General features: G+C 51.5%; 18 protein-coding genes and 1 pseudogene. 16 read left to right on the top strand and 3 right to left on the bottom strand.

What is annotated here, in order from left to right; translation table 11 throughout:
• Positions 1 to 14 precede the first annotated feature (14 nt).
• From GCD22_RS07850 to GCD22_RS07790, 13 genes and pseudogenes are all read left to right on the top strand, one after another.
• Complete coding sequence (locus GCD22_RS07850) at positions 15 to 1,103, top strand: DUF5131 family protein (protein WP_065980294.1); 1,089 nt, start codon at positions 15 to 17, stop codon at positions 1,101 to 1,103.
• Between the two features lie 18 nt (positions 1,104 to 1,121).
• Positions 1,122 to 1,316: a DUF1828 domain-containing protein gene (locus tag GCD22_RS18940; protein WP_153940589.1), complete on the top strand. Its 195-nt coding sequence runs from the start codon at positions 1,122 to 1,124 to the stop codon at positions 1,314 to 1,316.
• Between the two features lie 47 nt (positions 1,317 to 1,363).
• On the top strand, positions 1,364 to 2,578 hold the full coding sequence (locus tag GCD22_RS07840; RefSeq protein WP_012387019.1) for an ISL3-like element ISAtc1 family transposase: 1,215 nt from the start codon (positions 1,364 to 1,366) through the stop codon (positions 2,576 to 2,578).
• Between the two features lie 39 nt (positions 2,579 to 2,617).
• A pseudogene (locus GCD22_RS18935) lies at positions 2,618 to 2,767 on the top strand (hypothetical protein); the annotation flags it as partial.
• Between the two features lie 96 nt (positions 2,768 to 2,863).
• Positions 2,864 to 3,214, top strand: a complete 351-nt coding sequence (locus tag GCD22_RS07830; protein WP_065974891.1) for a hypothetical protein — start codon at positions 2,864 to 2,866, stop codon at positions 3,212 to 3,214.
• Between the two features lie 22 nt (positions 3,215 to 3,236).
• On the top strand, positions 3,237 to 3,479 hold the full coding sequence (locus tag GCD22_RS07825; protein ID WP_065974890.1) for a hypothetical protein: 243 nt from the start codon (positions 3,237 to 3,239) through the stop codon (positions 3,477 to 3,479).
• A complete protein-coding gene (locus tag GCD22_RS07820) occupies positions 3,469 to 3,630 on the top strand; it encodes a hypothetical protein (RefSeq protein ID WP_153940587.1) in 162 nt (53 codons plus the stop codon). Before GCD22_RS07825 ends, GCD22_RS07820 begins: the two co-directional genes overlap by 11 nt.
• Positions 3,608 to 4,378, top strand: a complete 771-nt coding sequence (locus GCD22_RS07815; RefSeq protein ID WP_139112115.1) for a hypothetical protein — start codon at positions 3,608 to 3,610, stop codon at positions 4,376 to 4,378. The genes GCD22_RS07820 and GCD22_RS07815 overlap by 23 nt, the downstream gene beginning before the upstream one ends.
• Positions 4,330 to 4,677 (top strand): hypothetical protein, encoded by a 348-nt coding sequence (locus GCD22_RS07810; protein WP_065974888.1) that lies wholly within the window; start codon positions 4,330 to 4,332, stop codon positions 4,675 to 4,677. The genes GCD22_RS07815 and GCD22_RS07810 overlap by 49 nt, the downstream gene beginning before the upstream one ends.
• Before the next feature lie 19 nt (positions 4,678 to 4,696).
• Positions 4,697 to 4,981, top strand: coding sequence for a hypothetical protein (locus GCD22_RS07805; RefSeq protein WP_153940586.1), 285 nt, complete (start codon positions 4,697 to 4,699; stop codon positions 4,979 to 4,981).
• Complete coding sequence (locus GCD22_RS07800; RefSeq protein WP_170286708.1) at positions 4,978 to 5,511, top strand: YgjV family protein; 534 nt, start codon at positions 4,978 to 4,980, stop codon at positions 5,509 to 5,511. Before GCD22_RS07805 ends, GCD22_RS07800 begins: the two co-directional genes overlap by 4 nt.
• 138 nt (positions 5,512 to 5,649) lie before the next feature.
• A complete protein-coding gene (locus tag GCD22_RS07795) occupies positions 5,650 to 6,030 on the top strand; it encodes a hypothetical protein (protein WP_153940584.1) in 381 nt (126 codons plus the stop codon).
• 64 nt (positions 6,031 to 6,094) lie between these two features.
• Positions 6,095 to 6,964: a metallophosphoesterase gene (locus tag GCD22_RS07790; RefSeq protein ID WP_153940583.1), complete on the top strand. Its 870-nt coding sequence runs from the start codon at positions 6,095 to 6,097 to the stop codon at positions 6,962 to 6,964.
• A 451-nt stretch (positions 6,965 to 7,415) separates the two neighbouring features.
• On the opposite strand, the gene GCD22_RS07785 is transcribed toward GCD22_RS07790, so the two are convergent.
• From GCD22_RS07785 to GCD22_RS07775, 3 genes are read right to left on the bottom strand one after another with little or no spacing between them, the layout of a single operon-like run.
• Positions 7,416 to 7,790 (bottom strand): hypothetical protein, encoded by a 375-nt coding sequence (locus GCD22_RS07785; protein WP_031574444.1) that lies wholly within the window; start codon positions 7,788 to 7,790, stop codon positions 7,416 to 7,418.
• 11 nt (positions 7,791 to 7,801) lie between these two features.
• The gene (locus tag GCD22_RS07780; protein ID WP_170286707.1) at positions 7,802 to 9,703 is read right to left on the bottom strand and encodes a BRCT domain-containing protein; all 1,902 of its coding nucleotides are present in this window, start codon (positions 9,701 to 9,703) and stop codon (positions 7,802 to 7,804) included.
• A 10-nt stretch (positions 9,704 to 9,713) separates the two neighbouring features.
• Positions 9,714 to 10,049 carry a hypothetical protein gene (locus tag GCD22_RS07775; RefSeq protein WP_031574438.1) on the bottom strand — a complete coding sequence of 112 codons (336 nt, stop codon included), beginning with the start codon at positions 10,047 to 10,049 and terminating at the stop codon, positions 9,714 to 9,716.
• 818 nt (positions 10,050 to 10,867) lie between these two features.
• Here GCD22_RS07775 and GCD22_RS07770 point away from each other — a divergent pair.
• From GCD22_RS07770 to GCD22_RS07760, 3 genes are all read left to right on the top strand, one after another.
• Positions 10,868 to 11,146, top strand: a complete 279-nt coding sequence (locus GCD22_RS07770; RefSeq protein ID WP_031574436.1) for a hypothetical protein — start codon at positions 10,868 to 10,870, stop codon at positions 11,144 to 11,146.
• 51 nt (positions 11,147 to 11,197) lie between these two features.
• A complete protein-coding gene (locus GCD22_RS07765; protein WP_031574433.1) occupies positions 11,198 to 11,395 on the top strand; it encodes a helix-turn-helix transcriptional regulator in 198 nt (65 codons plus the stop codon).
• Positions 11,396 to 11,647: 252 nt separating this feature from the next.
• Positions 11,648 to 14,065: a helicase-related protein gene (locus GCD22_RS07760; RefSeq protein ID WP_065974883.1), complete on the top strand. Its 2,418-nt coding sequence runs from the start codon at positions 11,648 to 11,650 to the stop codon at positions 14,063 to 14,065.
• Positions 14,066 to 14,108: the final 43 nt, after the last annotated feature.

Raw genomic sequence — 14,108 nt, 5'->3', positions numbered from 1 at the left:
AAAGGAGAAATGGCATGGCTGACAAAACCGGCATTGCCTGGACAAACGCCACCTGGAACCCTGTCACCGGCTGTGCCAAGGTTTCACAAGGCTGCAAGCACTGCTACGCGGAACGGGAGTGGGCACGGCTTTCGGCCAACCCCAAAGCCGTGAGCTACTACGGCAGAGCCTTTACGGACGTGGCCTGTCATGAAGATCGTCTGGACCAGCCCTTGCGCTGGAAAAAGCCCCGGATGATCTTTGTGAACTCCATGTCGGACCTCTTCCACGAGGCCGTGCCGGACGACTTCATCGACAGGGTATTCGCAGTCATGGCCATGGCAGAACAGCATGTTTTCCAGGTGTTGACCAAGCGACCGGAGCGCATGATGGAATGGTTTGCGGCGGGCTACGACAACCGAGAGCATGCGGTTGGGCAAGCCATGCGTGAAATAGCCGCTGCGCGTGGTCTTGATATTGCCGGCATACCGGAATGGCCGCTTCCAAATGTCTGGCTGGGCGTATCCGCCGAAGATCAGGAAACCGCCGATGCGCGGATACCGCTGTTGTTGCAGACTCCCGCTGCATTGCGATGGGTCAGTGCAGAACCACTTCTTGGTCCCATAGATTTCGAGGCAGTGCCGGTAGGCATGTTCGGTCCATTGCGTCCCTATCAGGCTTCCGTAACCACATTTAACCAGCGCATTAAATGGGTCGTCGCCGGCGGGGAGTCTGGGTTTGGATCGAACGTAAGACCCATGCACCCCGATTGGGTAGCGTCCATTCAGGAACAATGCGAGCAGGCTAAAGTCCCATTTTTCTTCAAGCAATGGGGTGAGTGGCTTCCGCTGAATCAGATGACACCGGAATATGCCGCCCGTCTCTACCGCTCCAACCGGCCCGCTAAAGACGGTGAGGACCAAAATGAGCTAGATGACGAATATGGTACACACTGCATTGTCCCGCAAAAAGTCATTATCCATAACGGGCAGGTTTTCTCTGTGGAGGATCCCCGTTCCTTCGAGCAGGATTTTTTCGGCACTCGATCTATTTTTCGCGTAGGCAAGAAAGCGGCTGGATGCCTTTTAAATGGTCGGGAATGGCAGACATGGCCTACTGTTTGAAAAAAGGAGTCTGTTCTCATGGATGTAAAGATATTTGCCCATAATGGGCGGATGCTCATTAAATCCTCATTTTCTTTTGCAGACGGGGATCCCTTGCTACTGTACGTGGAAAAATGCCCGGGCGGTATGGTGCGATTGACGGACGCTGGCCAAACGAGGATGCACTTGCGGGATGAACCCGATTCATGGCTCTTCGTCAGATTGAGTGGGTAGGGGGTAGAATGCTGTGGAGCGGTCGTGCCCTGAATAGGAGTTAGCTGATGGTCCCTGAAGAGCTGTTTTCTCTCGCGTTAGGATTGGTTCCGCCGTGGTTGGTGGATCATGTGACTTTCACGGTGGAGGAGAAACGCCTGGATCTGCACATCAACTTTCCCAAAGGTAGTCGCTTTGCTTGCTCCGTCTGTGGTGAGGAGTGTCCGGTACATGATACCCGTGACCATACCTGGCGGCACATGGATTTCTTCCAGCATGAAGCCTATCTCCATGCCCGTGTACCTCGTGTGAAGTGCCAGGAGCATGGAGTGCATCAGATATCTGTTCCCTGGGCGCGGGAAGGCTCGCGTTTCACCCTGCTCTTTGAAGCGCTGATCATGACCCTGGTGCGGGAGATGCCGGTATTGACGGCAGCTCGCATGGTCGGTGAGACCGACAAGCTCCTGTGGCGAGTGATTGACCATTATGTGCCCGAAGCTCGTGCTGCGGTGGATATGGCCAATGTCCATGCCGTCGGCGTCGATGAAACCAGCAGTCGGCATGGACATGACTACATCACGCTCTTCGTGGATCTGAATGCCCGGCGACTCTTGTTCGCTACTCCCGGCAAGGATGCCAAGACCTTTGAGAAATTCTCCGCAGATCTACAGGCCCATGGTGGTAGCGCGGAAGCGATCACCGATGTGAGCATGGACCTCTCGCCGGCCTTCCAGAAAGGGGCTGCCGAGCACCTGCCCAATGCGGAGATCACTTTCGATCGTTTTCACCTCATGAAGCTCGTCAACGAGGCCGTAGACGACGTGCGCAAGGGGGAAGTCCTCACCCAGCCAAATCTCAAAAAGACCCGCTGGCTTTGGCTCAAGAACGATTGCAACCTCAAAATGAAGCAGAAAGAAAAGCTGCAGGAATTGCTCAAAGACCAGAACCTCAAGACGGCGCAGGCCTACCAGTTCCGCCTGACCTTTCAGGACATCTTCACGATCAAGAATCGCCACCAGGGGGCTACCCTCTTGAAAGCCTGGTTGGAAAACGCCAGAACCAGCGATCTGCCGCCTATCGTCAGGGTCGCCTACACCATCATGAATCACTGGGATGGCGTGCTCCGATGGTTCGAGAGCCAGATCACCAATGGAATTCTGGAAGGTTTCAACAGCCTCATTCAATCCGCCAAGGCCAAGGCTCGGGGTTACCGCACGCACAAGAACTTTATCAACATGGCCTACCTGATCCTGGGCAAGCTGGATCTCAGGCTACCCACTTGAAATGACGAGGAACCCGATTCATTTTGTGCGGGTGAACGTGAGAAGCTATTCCGGCAGATGATGGCAAAGGCGGGCGTAGAAGAAAATGACGGCCAGATTTTTTTAGATACCCCCAAGGATCAAATCCGTGCTGCGGTTTTGCAGCTTTCTGAAGCTATTAGGCTTTTGGTAGAGTCCCTGGAACCGTAATGTGATTTCTTTGCGGCTCGTTCGCTTTCGAGTTGATATAATGGCTTTGAAAAAAGTTCGCGTATAGGCCAAAGGCTGATATCTGATGAGGTTTCTATGACTGTTATCACGGATGATGAGTACAAAAAATTGTTGGCTGACCATCAGGATTATCTCGCTCGTAGTGAAAAACGTGCAGCAAGAATACGCAAGCCCGTCGTTGAAGTGTCCTACGAAGACATGTGGAATTACAAATTTCAGGCAAAACGCTATGTAAATGATCGGGTAGTCGAGATAATAGCCAGTAATTCACTGACGAATCTTAAAAATGGCGTCAAAGATAGAGGATGGAACATAGGGTGGCTTACCACGACGCGAGGATGTTTTAGCTTTGGTCAAGATGTAGTGGATGAGTACCCATATTGTCCAAAATATAGATACCTGAAAAGCAGAAGACGAACGGGTTAAAAAGACTACGACAGAGAGAGCGATGGAAAAACAGGATTTTGTAGTGCGTTGGCGGATTGGCGGCATGAAAGGCTTGATCGAACAGTGGAGCCGTTGGCATGCGGCAAGTGGGGATGGGATAAAAACCGAGTGTGGACTAATAGTGCCCGTGATAGCGCATGGACAGCTACCAGAAGCCTACGAACTGGATGACTACAAGAACAAAATCACCTGCAAAAAGTGTCAAAAAGTTATTCCTGCCAAGGAAGGAATAAATGCCCGCTGACCTTTCGTTTCTCGCCTGGCTCTGGCTGGTCATTCCTACTGCAATAGGATTGCTGTTGGTGTGGGTGGTCGCGTTGGAAGTGCAACAGGTGTATTGCAATTTTCTTGTTTGGATTCGGGGATTAAAAGATGAAAATAAAAATAAAATCTGATTTCAGAGATTACTACGACCACGCTTTTTGCGGGTCGTATGAAACGCCCGATGCCGTTTTTCAACGACAAAGCACAGGCGGAATGTTACGCTCTGCCATGTTTACTGCCTTTGAGCTTGCCGGATTATTGACGCCCCGGCATGGGCTGGTGCGCGACCTGGTGCCCGTATTAAGGGCTGAGTATGTCAATTATCCGGAAGAACTCTGGCAAATGATGCAGGTGGTGGTGCATATTGATGGACAGGCGCATGCCGGAGAAGGCAAGCTGGCGCTGTCTTATGCAGAAGCTCTAGCCGAATATCCGAAACAGTTTGTTGTTGAATTCCTGCCGACTGCCAATATAGGGTCTGTTTCCTATCGGTACTTGCGAATCGGTTTGCGGACCTTTTTTCTGCGCTCCAATAGCCTGGATGACTGGCGCTCGAACTGTGGAGACACACGAATCGAATACCTGGGCAGCACCGGAAGCATCAACCCGGAAACCACGCTATTCTTTGACCTTTCGCCCATGATCGCCATAGATTATGTGCAGTTGGGCAAGACATTCTTGGCCCTGGACCTGAATATCGCACCGGGCCTGGAAGGAACAGGGGTCGATAAGGCGATGCCGCCTGTCGCCATTTTTGAAACCGTCGCTGAGTGGTTCAGTGTTAAACGGCCCAGTTTCAGCAATCTTTCATCCGAAAAAAGGAGTGTGTCATGCAACAAAACGAACAAAACGAACAAAACGAATTGGATACCATCGTAAAGGCTGGCAGCATTCTTTTGAACAAGCTGATCAATAACCTCAAGACTGAAGCGGAAATTGCCAAAGACGCCATTTTTGGTGGCCCGGTGAATGACGCGGCGAACCGCGCCGCCGACGCCGCCGACAAAGCCGAAGCCAGTCCTGCGCGCCAGTCCGTTATTTTCCAGAAGTTTGTCAATGAACTCATGAGAACCTTGTTGAAAAATCAGAGCACACTGATGGCGATGCCGGATCAGAAAGGAGCCGCCATGATCAACGAGATTTTGCAGTTAATCAAAAAATATGAGGGAGAAGCATGAATGATGAACCGTTTAGAACATGGCCGAAAAGAGAACTGCCGTCCACGATAACGCGCCGGTTGAAGGCATGCCCTTTCTGATATTCCCGCGATGTTGCCTGATCGACCTGTGCGCCTGGGAAGTGCAATGCAAGACCTGTTTAGCCGAATGGCCGAAAGAAGCGAGTATGGATGCCGCCATAGCCGCCTGGAATGTTCGGACAGAGGGTGGTTACTGGATCGCCCGTTATTTTCAGGTGAAAAAGCATGACCAGAAATTTTTACAGGATTCGCCCAAGCCCAAAGCGTTGCATCCTGCCCCGTGATTCCAGCATTTTGGCTGTCTCAAGCATTTGGCGGGCTGGCGCTGGTTTTAGACGTTGTTAAGTTCACGCGAACAAAACGCAGCGCCCTCATTCTTTGGGGGATTCCTGCAGGATGGTCCATGGTCGCTTCACAATATTTCCTCGGGCAAGATCAAGGTGCAGTGTTTCAGGCGATGGCGAGTCTGGAAAGTTTGTTACAAAGCCTTACCGGAAAGGATAACCGGGAGCACCGGCTAAGACGCATGGGTATTGCACTGGTTTTTGGAGGGATGGGGTTCTGGATTTACGCGCCGACCGCGATCTGGTGGACATGGCTTCCGGTCGGGACGTATATTTTCGCCAGTTTAGGGAAACTCTTTTATCGACCCTGGCTGATACGGTTGGTCTGGCTGGCAAGTTCCAGTTTCATTATGACTTATTCGATAATTTGCGGGAACTGGGCCATTGTCTTGCAACAATTTGTGGTTATGAATTTGACGCTATTATTTCTATGGAAAGCTTATCAGAACTATCGGACAACAAGGCTTTAGTTTGGCGTTATACATTACTTCGTCATGCTGACATAACCAATTCTCTTTCATACCTGTGCTCTGCCCCTTTCCTCTTGTTCTGATGGGTGTGTTACGCTATCCATTGAAGAAATAGATGTTGCTTAAAAAGGAGCTATTATGAATGTCGAACAAATCAATACCGAATTTGACAGTCTGAAATCCTGCAATGCCGCCTTCGCACAGCAGTTGCATGATTTTGCTGTCAAGCTGCACGATGCGGCACAAAGTGGAGATGCGCAACTTGTTGGACTGTATAACGACCTGAAAAGCATTTCCCAGAGCTATCGAGCCGAACAGCAGCAAATCCTGGTTCTCTTGCAAACGATTCACGAAGGCATCCAACGCCATTCCCCTGACACAGATCATCCGCATGGGAATCCATCGGGTGGTAATTATCAAAATTTCGCGCATTCCCTCCATCATTCTGGTTTTGGCCAAGCTATTGTTCGGGGCATCGGTTTTGGAATCGGTGATGATCTGATTCGCCATATTCTTTAAGCGTTGTGCTGCAAGTGGTGGTCGCCTTGTTTGTTACTATGGCCAGATAGCTGATGGAGGGCTGATGCGGTTTCTTGAAAATAATCCGGCCATATCCCGGCATTCAGCCAATCCTGTCGGACGTGATTTTATTGTAGGTGATCTCCATGGTTGCCGGGCCATGCTGGATGACGCACTGGCACAGGTGTCTTTTGAACCGGGAAATGACCGCCTGTTCAGTGTCGGCGATCTGGTGGACCGTGGCCCGGATTCAGCAGGATGCCTGGCCCTCCTGGAAGAACCCTGGTTTTATCCGGTTCTTGGCAACCATGACGCCATGCTGATGGCGTGGATTGACGGAAAAACTAAAGACCGTCGGCAACGGGATTACGCATATGCTTTTACTTGCATTAAGGGTTGGCAATGGGTCAAGCGATTTAACCGGGTAGCGCAATATATGCCTTTATTGGAGCGGGTGCCTTTGGTGCGGGTTGTCGGGAGCGTAAAAGGTCGGTTCCATGTTGCCCATGCGGAACTCACCAATGCACTTTCGAATGATTCCTGGACAGATGCTTTGCTGGATGCGGGAGAATCCGCGATTTGGGACCTGAAACATTTTATCGTCGGCTTTGACGATATGGGGACATGGAAGGATCATGTTTTGTGGGGTCGAAGTTTGATCGTGGATTTCAGGAATCGTGTGCGGAAAAGCCAGCTTTTGCCGTCGAGGCATCAAGAATCACTCTCCCGGACCTATGTCGGCCACACCATCATTCCGCCTGTATCCGGCCAAGGCCCGCTGGAAATACGCAGTCATGTTTTTCTGGATAGTGGGGCTTATCAGGCGGTTTCCAAAGAACGGGATGATATGGGGCTGACACTCTGGAATCACACGGAAAATTGCGGGGTTTTTATGGACGCTAAAGGATATGTCAGCCATTTTTCGAGTGAATAGGCGTCACGTAATCCGCACAAAAATTTCCACTCCGTCAGAAACATATGGCATCAAATCTGGTCAAAGTTATTTGTTGGGGAAGCTGATGCTCACAAACTTTTGCGGGATTAATTGATTGTTTATTTAACCGCCAAAAATAGATCGGTGTCGATTCGTGCGTTTTTTAGGCTCTCCAAAGGCCGGCAGGCGGTGTCTTTGGAGACTGGCTATAGCCAGAAAATAACACCTGCAGTTTGCCACGGTTCTCCTATATCTCCGCCGGGGACAAGCAGGCCGACCTTTTTCTGGGTCGGCTTTTTATTTTTGTGCGGTAGCATAAAAACGATCAAGAGATCAAATTGATCCCGGCCATGTTTTTTTTGAGAAACCAATTAATGGTCCGTGATGCACTCCCGCAGTCTTCCCGCAGATTCCGGACAAAAAAAGAGGGGCGTGAGCCCCTCCGTATGGATTAGTTTGACAGGAGATATTCCCCGCAAATGCTGCAAGGAACTTGCTGCATTGTCGTGGGACCAAAGGTTTCATGCCCTTTATGACACTGTAACCAACGTGTTACTTTCCCTGTCGGGAATCTCTGCGACCCGTGTTCAGCGTGAGAGCGATCCGGATTGGCCTTTTCCAATTCGGCCGTCAAAGTGTCATAGTAGAGGTCCTGTAGTTCCGGAGCCAAGTCGCTCGGGCTATCGTCCCCAGGCATACCCGCTGTCAATTCAATGCGCGCGGCAATGACCAGAATTTTGTCAATATGTCTTTGCGCTTTTTGGCGATCCATTTCTCCCTTTTTGAGCATGCGAAGAAAGGCATTCGCTTCCTTAAAATAGGACATATCAATCCTCCTTAAAAAAGGGACTCTGGAGCGGACTTATGGATTGCAGGTTTGCTGGTGAGAGGTACGCTTTTTATCCAATCCAGATAGGTCCCTTCGTCCATGGTCTGAATGCCAAGGGATTCTGCAGCCGTGGTTTTCTTGGCACCGGGTTTGTCGCCGATGACCAGCAACGTCGTCCCGGCATTAACGCCAGATTGCACCGTGGCCCCCAGATCCTCCGCTGTTTTTTCCAAAGTTTTCCGGTCCGCCGATTGAAATGTTCCGGTAAACACCATCTTTTCTCCCTGCAGTGGCTTTTGGCCGGCATCATCCATGCTGTGGACGATGTGCAGATGCCTAACTACCCGATGGATTTCATCCTGGTTTGATTGGAGGTCTCCGGCAATTTGGCCGGAGGTGATTGGCCCAAAGCCTTCTATGCCACGAATGAACTCCGTCGTAATGCCGTTCAAGCCGTCTATCCGGATGTGCCGCAGCAGATTTTTCGCGTCGCCACGACCCAGATTGCGGATACCGAAGGCCGCCAAAACGCGCCAATCATCGATAGGCGTTTTCTTGCGGTTATCGACCACTTTGGCGAGGTTTTTGGCCACCCCAGGGCTGATGCCCAGGGCGATGCATTCCTCCAGTCCCAATGTGAAAACATCGCTGAAGTACCGGATGCCATTTTCTGCGACCAGTTTTTCAACGATCTTGGGTCCGAAGCCCTCAATTTCCAGGGTCTGGCAGAAGTGTTCCATCGCGCCTTCTACCTGGTCTTGGCACAATACACCTGCCGAGCAGATCAAATTTTCTCCTTCCCACTGTAACGGTCCGCTACAACATGGGCACAGGTCTGGAATTTTCACTTGTCCGGAAGGCTTGATGATCGTATCCATGGTGGGAATCACTTCACCCGCCCGAATGAGGCGGATAATTGTGCATGGTGCGATGCCTTTGGCTTTTACCGTGGCAGCGTTATGGGCCGTTACCCGTTGTATGACGGCCCCAGAGAGTTCCACCGGGTCTAGTTCTATGACCGGCGTGATGCGCCCTGTGCGTCCCACTTGCCAGGTGACTTCCCTGACCATGACATCCGCCGTTTCTCCCTTGGTCTTATAGGCAATCTGCCAACGGTGGTAACTATCGGTCGCGCCTAAAAAAGCCTTGATTTGCGGATCCTCCGCTTCAATGACGATGCCGTCAGTTCGATAGGCGCAGTCATTTCTCAATGTGCGTGAAATTTCTTCCAGGTTTTCCAGCAGGGATAGGCTGTCACCCGTTACCTGGTTAATCTCCGTATAAGGGACGAATCGGGCGGCTTGGGCGGCGACCGCCAGACGGTGGTGTTCCCCCAGAGTGTCCGCACCAATGAATCCCACCATGAAATTGCGTGGGTGCTTCAGTGGACGGCCATTGAACGTTTTGCCATATAGGTGTTCCTGGAAAAATTGCTCGTCTACCACAATTTCCCCATCTCCGGGGTTCCCAGTGCCGTCGATAATAAGTCCCTTGGCCAGGGCGTTAGAAATGTCCTGGCCTTCCGTACCGTTGCCGCGTGTGTAGAGATGTCCGGCACCGTCGTAGCGACCCGATAGGCCGTCTAATTTGGGTGTCGCTCTAAACCGCACATCATCGAGCGGAATACCCAACGCCTGGGCGGCCTGTAAGACGCTTCGGATGAATGTGTCTATTTCTTCCGCGCTGTAGGCTTTCTTGGTAGAGAGCATGGGGGTTTTATGGCGTACCTTTTCACCGGAAAAAACGCCTTCCGGTTCTGGTTCCACCTGATTCAGAAAAGGATGCGCCGGATATATTTTCCGTAGCTTTTCCACCTTCTGGTCGTATTCATGATCCGTAATGCGGGGATTGCCGGCCCGATAAGCCCGATTGTCTTCTGCCAGCTCGGCAGCTAGTGCTTCGATGTTCATAAGTGCTCCTTCAGAATCCATCATTGCATTCAATAGTTGGCGTGATGACACGTATGCAGGCATACGTTTTTTTATCTGCCAAATTTTCAGAAATCATTGTTGACTTTGCCACCAGATCGCCAGCGAAACGCGCATTGATCATGCTGATCAATTCCTCGTAATATTCATCAGGCCACCACCAGGCTTCTTCAAAACAGCGATTCTCCACGATATCGATTACCGCCTCGTGGAAATTTTCCGCTGTCATGTGTGGCTTCAACGGGATGGCGATTACCGGTTTCAAGCTGCCTGGAAAATCATCCTCTGTGCAGACTGCCACGAGTTCCAGATTGTCTATATGTTTCATGGACTATTCCTTGATGTGCTTCATTATTGGTGCTCCTTGAATAATGGGCATGCTGCCCGTAAAAGAGGGACATCATCGGCACAGGCGCGCCGGATGTTCTGAAAAAAGACAACAGATTTTTCTGGACCCTTCCAGAATGGCAGGGCCAGTAGGTTGTGCGCCTATATGAAACGGCTCTTGCGCAAGACACAAACCCCGAGCCAGAAAAGGGGGTCGTGCGTTTGGAGTTCGGGGTGTCGCCCGTACCTATAAACGGCACCATTCTACCGCGAGATAGGGGCACACGCGGCTGCATTAACGGGCTTTTTTCGCGTTTTTTCATGGATGTTTCAGAATAATAGTTAAGCGATTTTTCGCGTTAGCCCGCACGGCATCAGCGCGCTAAGTTGCGCCAACCAGAAACATCCTGCGTTATCTGTGGTCCAAAAATGTGGCCTGAATATCTGGCGCACCAACATCTTTTTCTGGTTTATTCGATCGCTTATTCAAATTGCCCATTTAGGCAAGCGTTGTTTTTCATGGACCCCAATGACCAGCAGGCGGTGTCTTTGGGGCCTGGCTCAGCCTAAGCATTCTCCTCATTTCTAAGCCAGGGGCTTGCGCGGCAGGTTGGGTCAGAATATAACACCTGCAGTTTGCCACGGGTTTCTTCCTTTATCGGGGGCAAGCAGGCCGCCTTTTTTGGGCGGCTTTTTTGTTTTTGCACGGTGGCAAAAGAGATCAAATTGATCCCAGGCCCGCTATTTTATTATCGAAATAAACGCGAAAAATCACTTGGTATAATACTACATATACCACTTGATACAGGGAGTTACCACATGAACGACGATTATCTGGACTTTCAACATTGCGCCCAAAGGAAAGCGCTCCTAATAGCTTTACATCATGGGGCCACTATCAGCCGGTCCCGGAATGTCAAAGATGCGCCCTTCATTGTGCGGGTTAAAAACGAACAGGGCATTGTGCCGGCGGGACTTGTACATGAGCTATCCCAAGAGGGGGTTTTGCGAAAACAAGATTATCCGCATCAATTCTTTTACACGCTGTCCGCTCGTGGCGCGCAGGTTGCGCGAGAGGCGAATAGCGTTATGGCGTAGTTATAGAAAGTTGATTGTATTTCACCTTCCTTGTTATCACATGAGGTTTTTATGAAAGAAATTGAAAAACTCTTGACGATTGATGATCTTGCGGAAATTCTAAGTGTGAAGCGCAGCACCATCATCTGGCATGTTTCGCACTCACCAAAATGCCGCCTGCCGCGCGTCACGCGCTTACCTGGCACTCGAGGCCCGCGTTGGCGGAGAGCAGATGTGCAGGCGTGGATTGATCAACACGTCGAACATTGATTTTGTTTCTATTCTGAGGACCTGATTTGACTAAAAAACATCCAGAAGGAATGCGTCATAAACCCCGTTTCTGGTACCCGCGCGATTTGAATATTCCTGATTATACACATGGAGAACAGGCTATCTACCAAGAACGGGATGATAATATCAAGGTAGATTCCGAAACCGAACGGAGACAGCGACGAAAAAGGCGTTACCCAGGTTAGCATTATATGCTGAATGCTAATTGCCTCGAGAATTAGGAGCATTTTTATGGGCAGCAAATCCCGTCGTCGTAAGCAACGCGGTCAACCTAAGCAAGGGCCGACAACATCATGGAATGGTGCCATTTCCATTGCACTTGCCCAATTGGGCTTTGCAGCGCAGTCCGGCGATGCAAAGCGTGTCGCTGATGCGCTCATTCAGCGCGGCATTCTGGCAGCGGAAGGGCCATTCCTGGAGAAGAACATCCCTCTTTGCGATCTGATTCATACCGCTTGGGATATGCGACTGCGAAACAACTCACATGGACCGTGCCAGCAATATCGAATGTTGTTGTCTCATCATCCGCAAAGCGATCTAGCTCTGGAATGGATAGCTTCACTGGCAGAGCAAATTTTAAATGAGGAATCGGTCGTCGAACAGATCGCGGAAGATGTGATTAATTGGGCGGTGGATGAGGAATACGATCTTTCGCGCTATGGCACATTAGGCGAGTTTATGAATGAGCCCGTGTCTGATTCCATCGAAGAATTGGCTTCCATCGAAGAATCGGCGCGACATATTGTTTATGACGCATTGCGGTCTGCGGCAGAAAGAGCCGTGGTTGATGCGCCCAATGCGTGTCCTGAATGCCGTGATTTTTTCAAATTGGCCGTAGGGAACGCGGAGGCTTACGATGAGTTTATCATGGATGCGGGATACGAGCCCTTATCCCGGCGGGATTGTGACCAGATGGATATTATGCGGACGGTAGCATATCTGGATTTTCGCAGAACCTTGGCACAGTACCGTCCTGACGCTCTGGAAAGGTTGCGTCGTGATGGCCTCAACCGGATAGACACGGAAGCTCTATTGCAGGAAGCCTCTATGCCCAGTGCCCCATTGTCCTGCAAACCACCGTATCCGCCTATTGTTGGTCAACAAGCGTTCGCGCCCATACTGAATATCGCTGCTGGCCGCCATTGGGACCACCTTTTCCCGAATCCGCAACTGGGTGCCCGACAACTGGAAGCCTATTTGGGGCCAACCAATTCCGGTAAAACCTACCAGGCGTTGCAAGCCCTGAAAGCTCTCAAACCCGGCGAGCATGGCGTCTACCTCGCACCGTTGCGTCTGCTGGCCATCGAAGTTTGCGAAGAACTGCGCAGCCAAGGGGTGGCGGTTTCTTTGGTGACCGGAGAAGAGCGCGATCTGGACCCGCAGGCCCGGGTGGTTTGTTCCACGATTGAGATGTTGGACAGTGACCAGCATTACGCCGTGGCAGTCATTGACGAAATGCAGATGGTCGCGGATGAGCAACGGGGATGGGCCTGGACGCAAGCGCTGTTCGAATTGTCTGCTGACCGTCTTTTTGTACTCGGCAGTCCGGCCGTGGAACCGCTGCTGACGGCGTTTGCGAAAATCACCGGTGATACGCTGACCGTTCATCACACCAAGCGTTTCACGCAACTGGCGATGACGCCGCAGGCCATCTCACCCAAGGCCTTAAAGCCCGGCAGTATTTTTGTGGTGTTCTCCCGCAATTCGGTCATTCGCTGGGGCGAATATTTCCGTCAAAGCGGGCATTCGGTCGCGCAGATTTACGGGGCTATGCCGCCGGAAGTCCGCCGTGAAGAAGCCCGTCGCTTCCGTGCGGGGGAGGCCGCTATCCTGGTCGCTACGGATGCTGTGGCTATGGGCCTGAATTTGCCGGCGCATACGGTCGTTATTGGCGAAGGCGAAAAGTACAATGGCCGCATCAGCGCCGCCGTACCCAAGCCGTTAATTCGGCAGATTGCTGGACGGGCAGGGCGGTACGGGCATCACGATGTGGGTCATGCCGCTGGCGCTGATGCCGCCATTCACCGGCAAATCCAGAAAGCGCTCAACAAAACGGATAGCGCCATTAACTTTCCCACCATTTTTGCCGCGCCCACCCGGACCTGGATCGACCGCGCCATGGATGCGGCGCCCGACATTGGCGTGCATGACTTGCTGGTTGCCTGGCAGAAAACGCTTAAAGGTTCTGACTGGTTCACCTGCATGGATCTCACTGAAACGTTGGATAAAGCCCATATTCTGGACACGCTGGCTGGTTCTCATCGCTTGTCCATGGCGGAGCGTCTGCAAATCCTGACGGCACCCGTCGATGTGCGGGCCGGCCAGATGCAACATTTCCGGAGGATGGTTGCCGCCATTCTGGAACAGCGGCCCCATCATTCTCCTGCATGCAGTGGAACGCGGGCGCAGACGGAAGAACTGGAATCTGACTACAAGCATCTCTCGCTGTATTGCTGGTTTCACTATCGTTATCCGCAATTTTTTCCCGAAATACACCGGGCTACGGCGGAAAGGGAACGTTGCGTCCAGCAGCTGATTGTCCAGATCCGCCAGGGTCTGAAACGTCACTGCAGAAGTTGCGGAAAGGCGCTTCCCGCCCAAAGTGCTTACGGAATTTGCGAAAGATGTTACCGATCGCAGCGGGAATGATGACGGTGGCTAACAAGACGCAGTTTTGGAAAATCTGGTGTGA

It is taken from the genome of Acidithiobacillus thiooxidans ATCC 19377 (genome assembly GCF_009662475.1).
Taxonomy (GTDB): domain Bacteria; phylum Pseudomonadota; class Gammaproteobacteria; order Acidithiobacillales; family Acidithiobacillaceae; genus Acidithiobacillus; species Acidithiobacillus thiooxidans.
This window is presented reverse-complemented; position numbering and strand designations above follow the sequence as displayed.

Excerpts from the sequence above, each read along its gene's own strand:
- GCD22_RS07810 (WP_065974888.1), top strand. The coding sequence starts at position 4,330 with ATGCAACAAAACGAACAAAACGAACAAAACGAATTGGATACCATCGTA.
- GCD22_RS07815 (WP_139112115.1), top strand. The coding sequence starts at position 3,608 with ATGAAAATAAAAATAAAATCTGATTTCAGAGATTACTACGACCACGCT.
- GCD22_RS07785 (WP_031574444.1), bottom strand. The coding sequence starts at position 7,790 with ATGTCCTATTTTAAGGAAGCGAATGCCTTTCTTCGCATGCTCAAAAAG.
- GCD22_RS07820 (WP_153940587.1), top strand. The coding sequence starts at position 3,469 with ATGCCCGCTGACCTTTCGTTTCTCGCCTGGCTCTGGCTGGTCATTCCT.
- GCD22_RS18940 (WP_153940589.1), top strand. The coding sequence starts at position 1,122 with ATGGATGTAAAGATATTTGCCCATAATGGGCGGATGCTCATTAAATCC.
- GCD22_RS07850 (WP_065980294.1), top strand. The coding sequence starts at position 15 with ATGGCTGACAAAACCGGCATTGCCTGGACAAACGCCACCTGGAACCCT.
- GCD22_RS07795 (WP_153940584.1), top strand. The coding sequence starts at position 5,650 with ATGAATGTCGAACAAATCAATACCGAATTTGACAGTCTGAAATCCTGC.
- GCD22_RS07790 (WP_153940583.1), top strand. The coding sequence starts at position 6,095 with ATGCGGTTTCTTGAAAATAATCCGGCCATATCCCGGCATTCAGCCAAT.
- GCD22_RS07780 (WP_170286707.1), bottom strand. The coding sequence starts at position 9,703 with ATGAACATCGAAGCACTAGCTGCCGAGCTGGCAGAAGACAATCGGGCT.
- GCD22_RS07830 (WP_065974891.1), top strand. The coding sequence starts at position 2,864 with ATGACTGTTATCACGGATGATGAGTACAAAAAATTGTTGGCTGACCAT.
- GCD22_RS07770 (WP_031574436.1), top strand. The coding sequence starts at position 10,868 with ATGAACGACGATTATCTGGACTTTCAACATTGCGCCCAAAGGAAAGCG.
- GCD22_RS07840 (WP_012387019.1), top strand. The coding sequence starts at position 1,364 with ATGGTCCCTGAAGAGCTGTTTTCTCTCGCGTTAGGATTGGTTCCGCCG.
- GCD22_RS07760 (WP_065974883.1), top strand. The coding sequence starts at position 11,648 with ATGGGCAGCAAATCCCGTCGTCGTAAGCAACGCGGTCAACCTAAGCAA.
- GCD22_RS07825 (WP_065974890.1), top strand. The coding sequence starts at position 3,237 with ATGGAAAAACAGGATTTTGTAGTGCGTTGGCGGATTGGCGGCATGAAA.
- GCD22_RS07805 (WP_153940586.1), top strand. The coding sequence starts at position 4,697 with ATGGCCGAAAAGAGAACTGCCGTCCACGATAACGCGCCGGTTGAAGGC.
- GCD22_RS07765 (WP_031574433.1), top strand. The coding sequence starts at position 11,198 with ATGAAAGAAATTGAAAAACTCTTGACGATTGATGATCTTGCGGAAATT.
- GCD22_RS07775 (WP_031574438.1), bottom strand. The coding sequence starts at position 10,049 with ATGAAACATATAGACAATCTGGAACTCGTGGCAGTCTGCACAGAGGAT.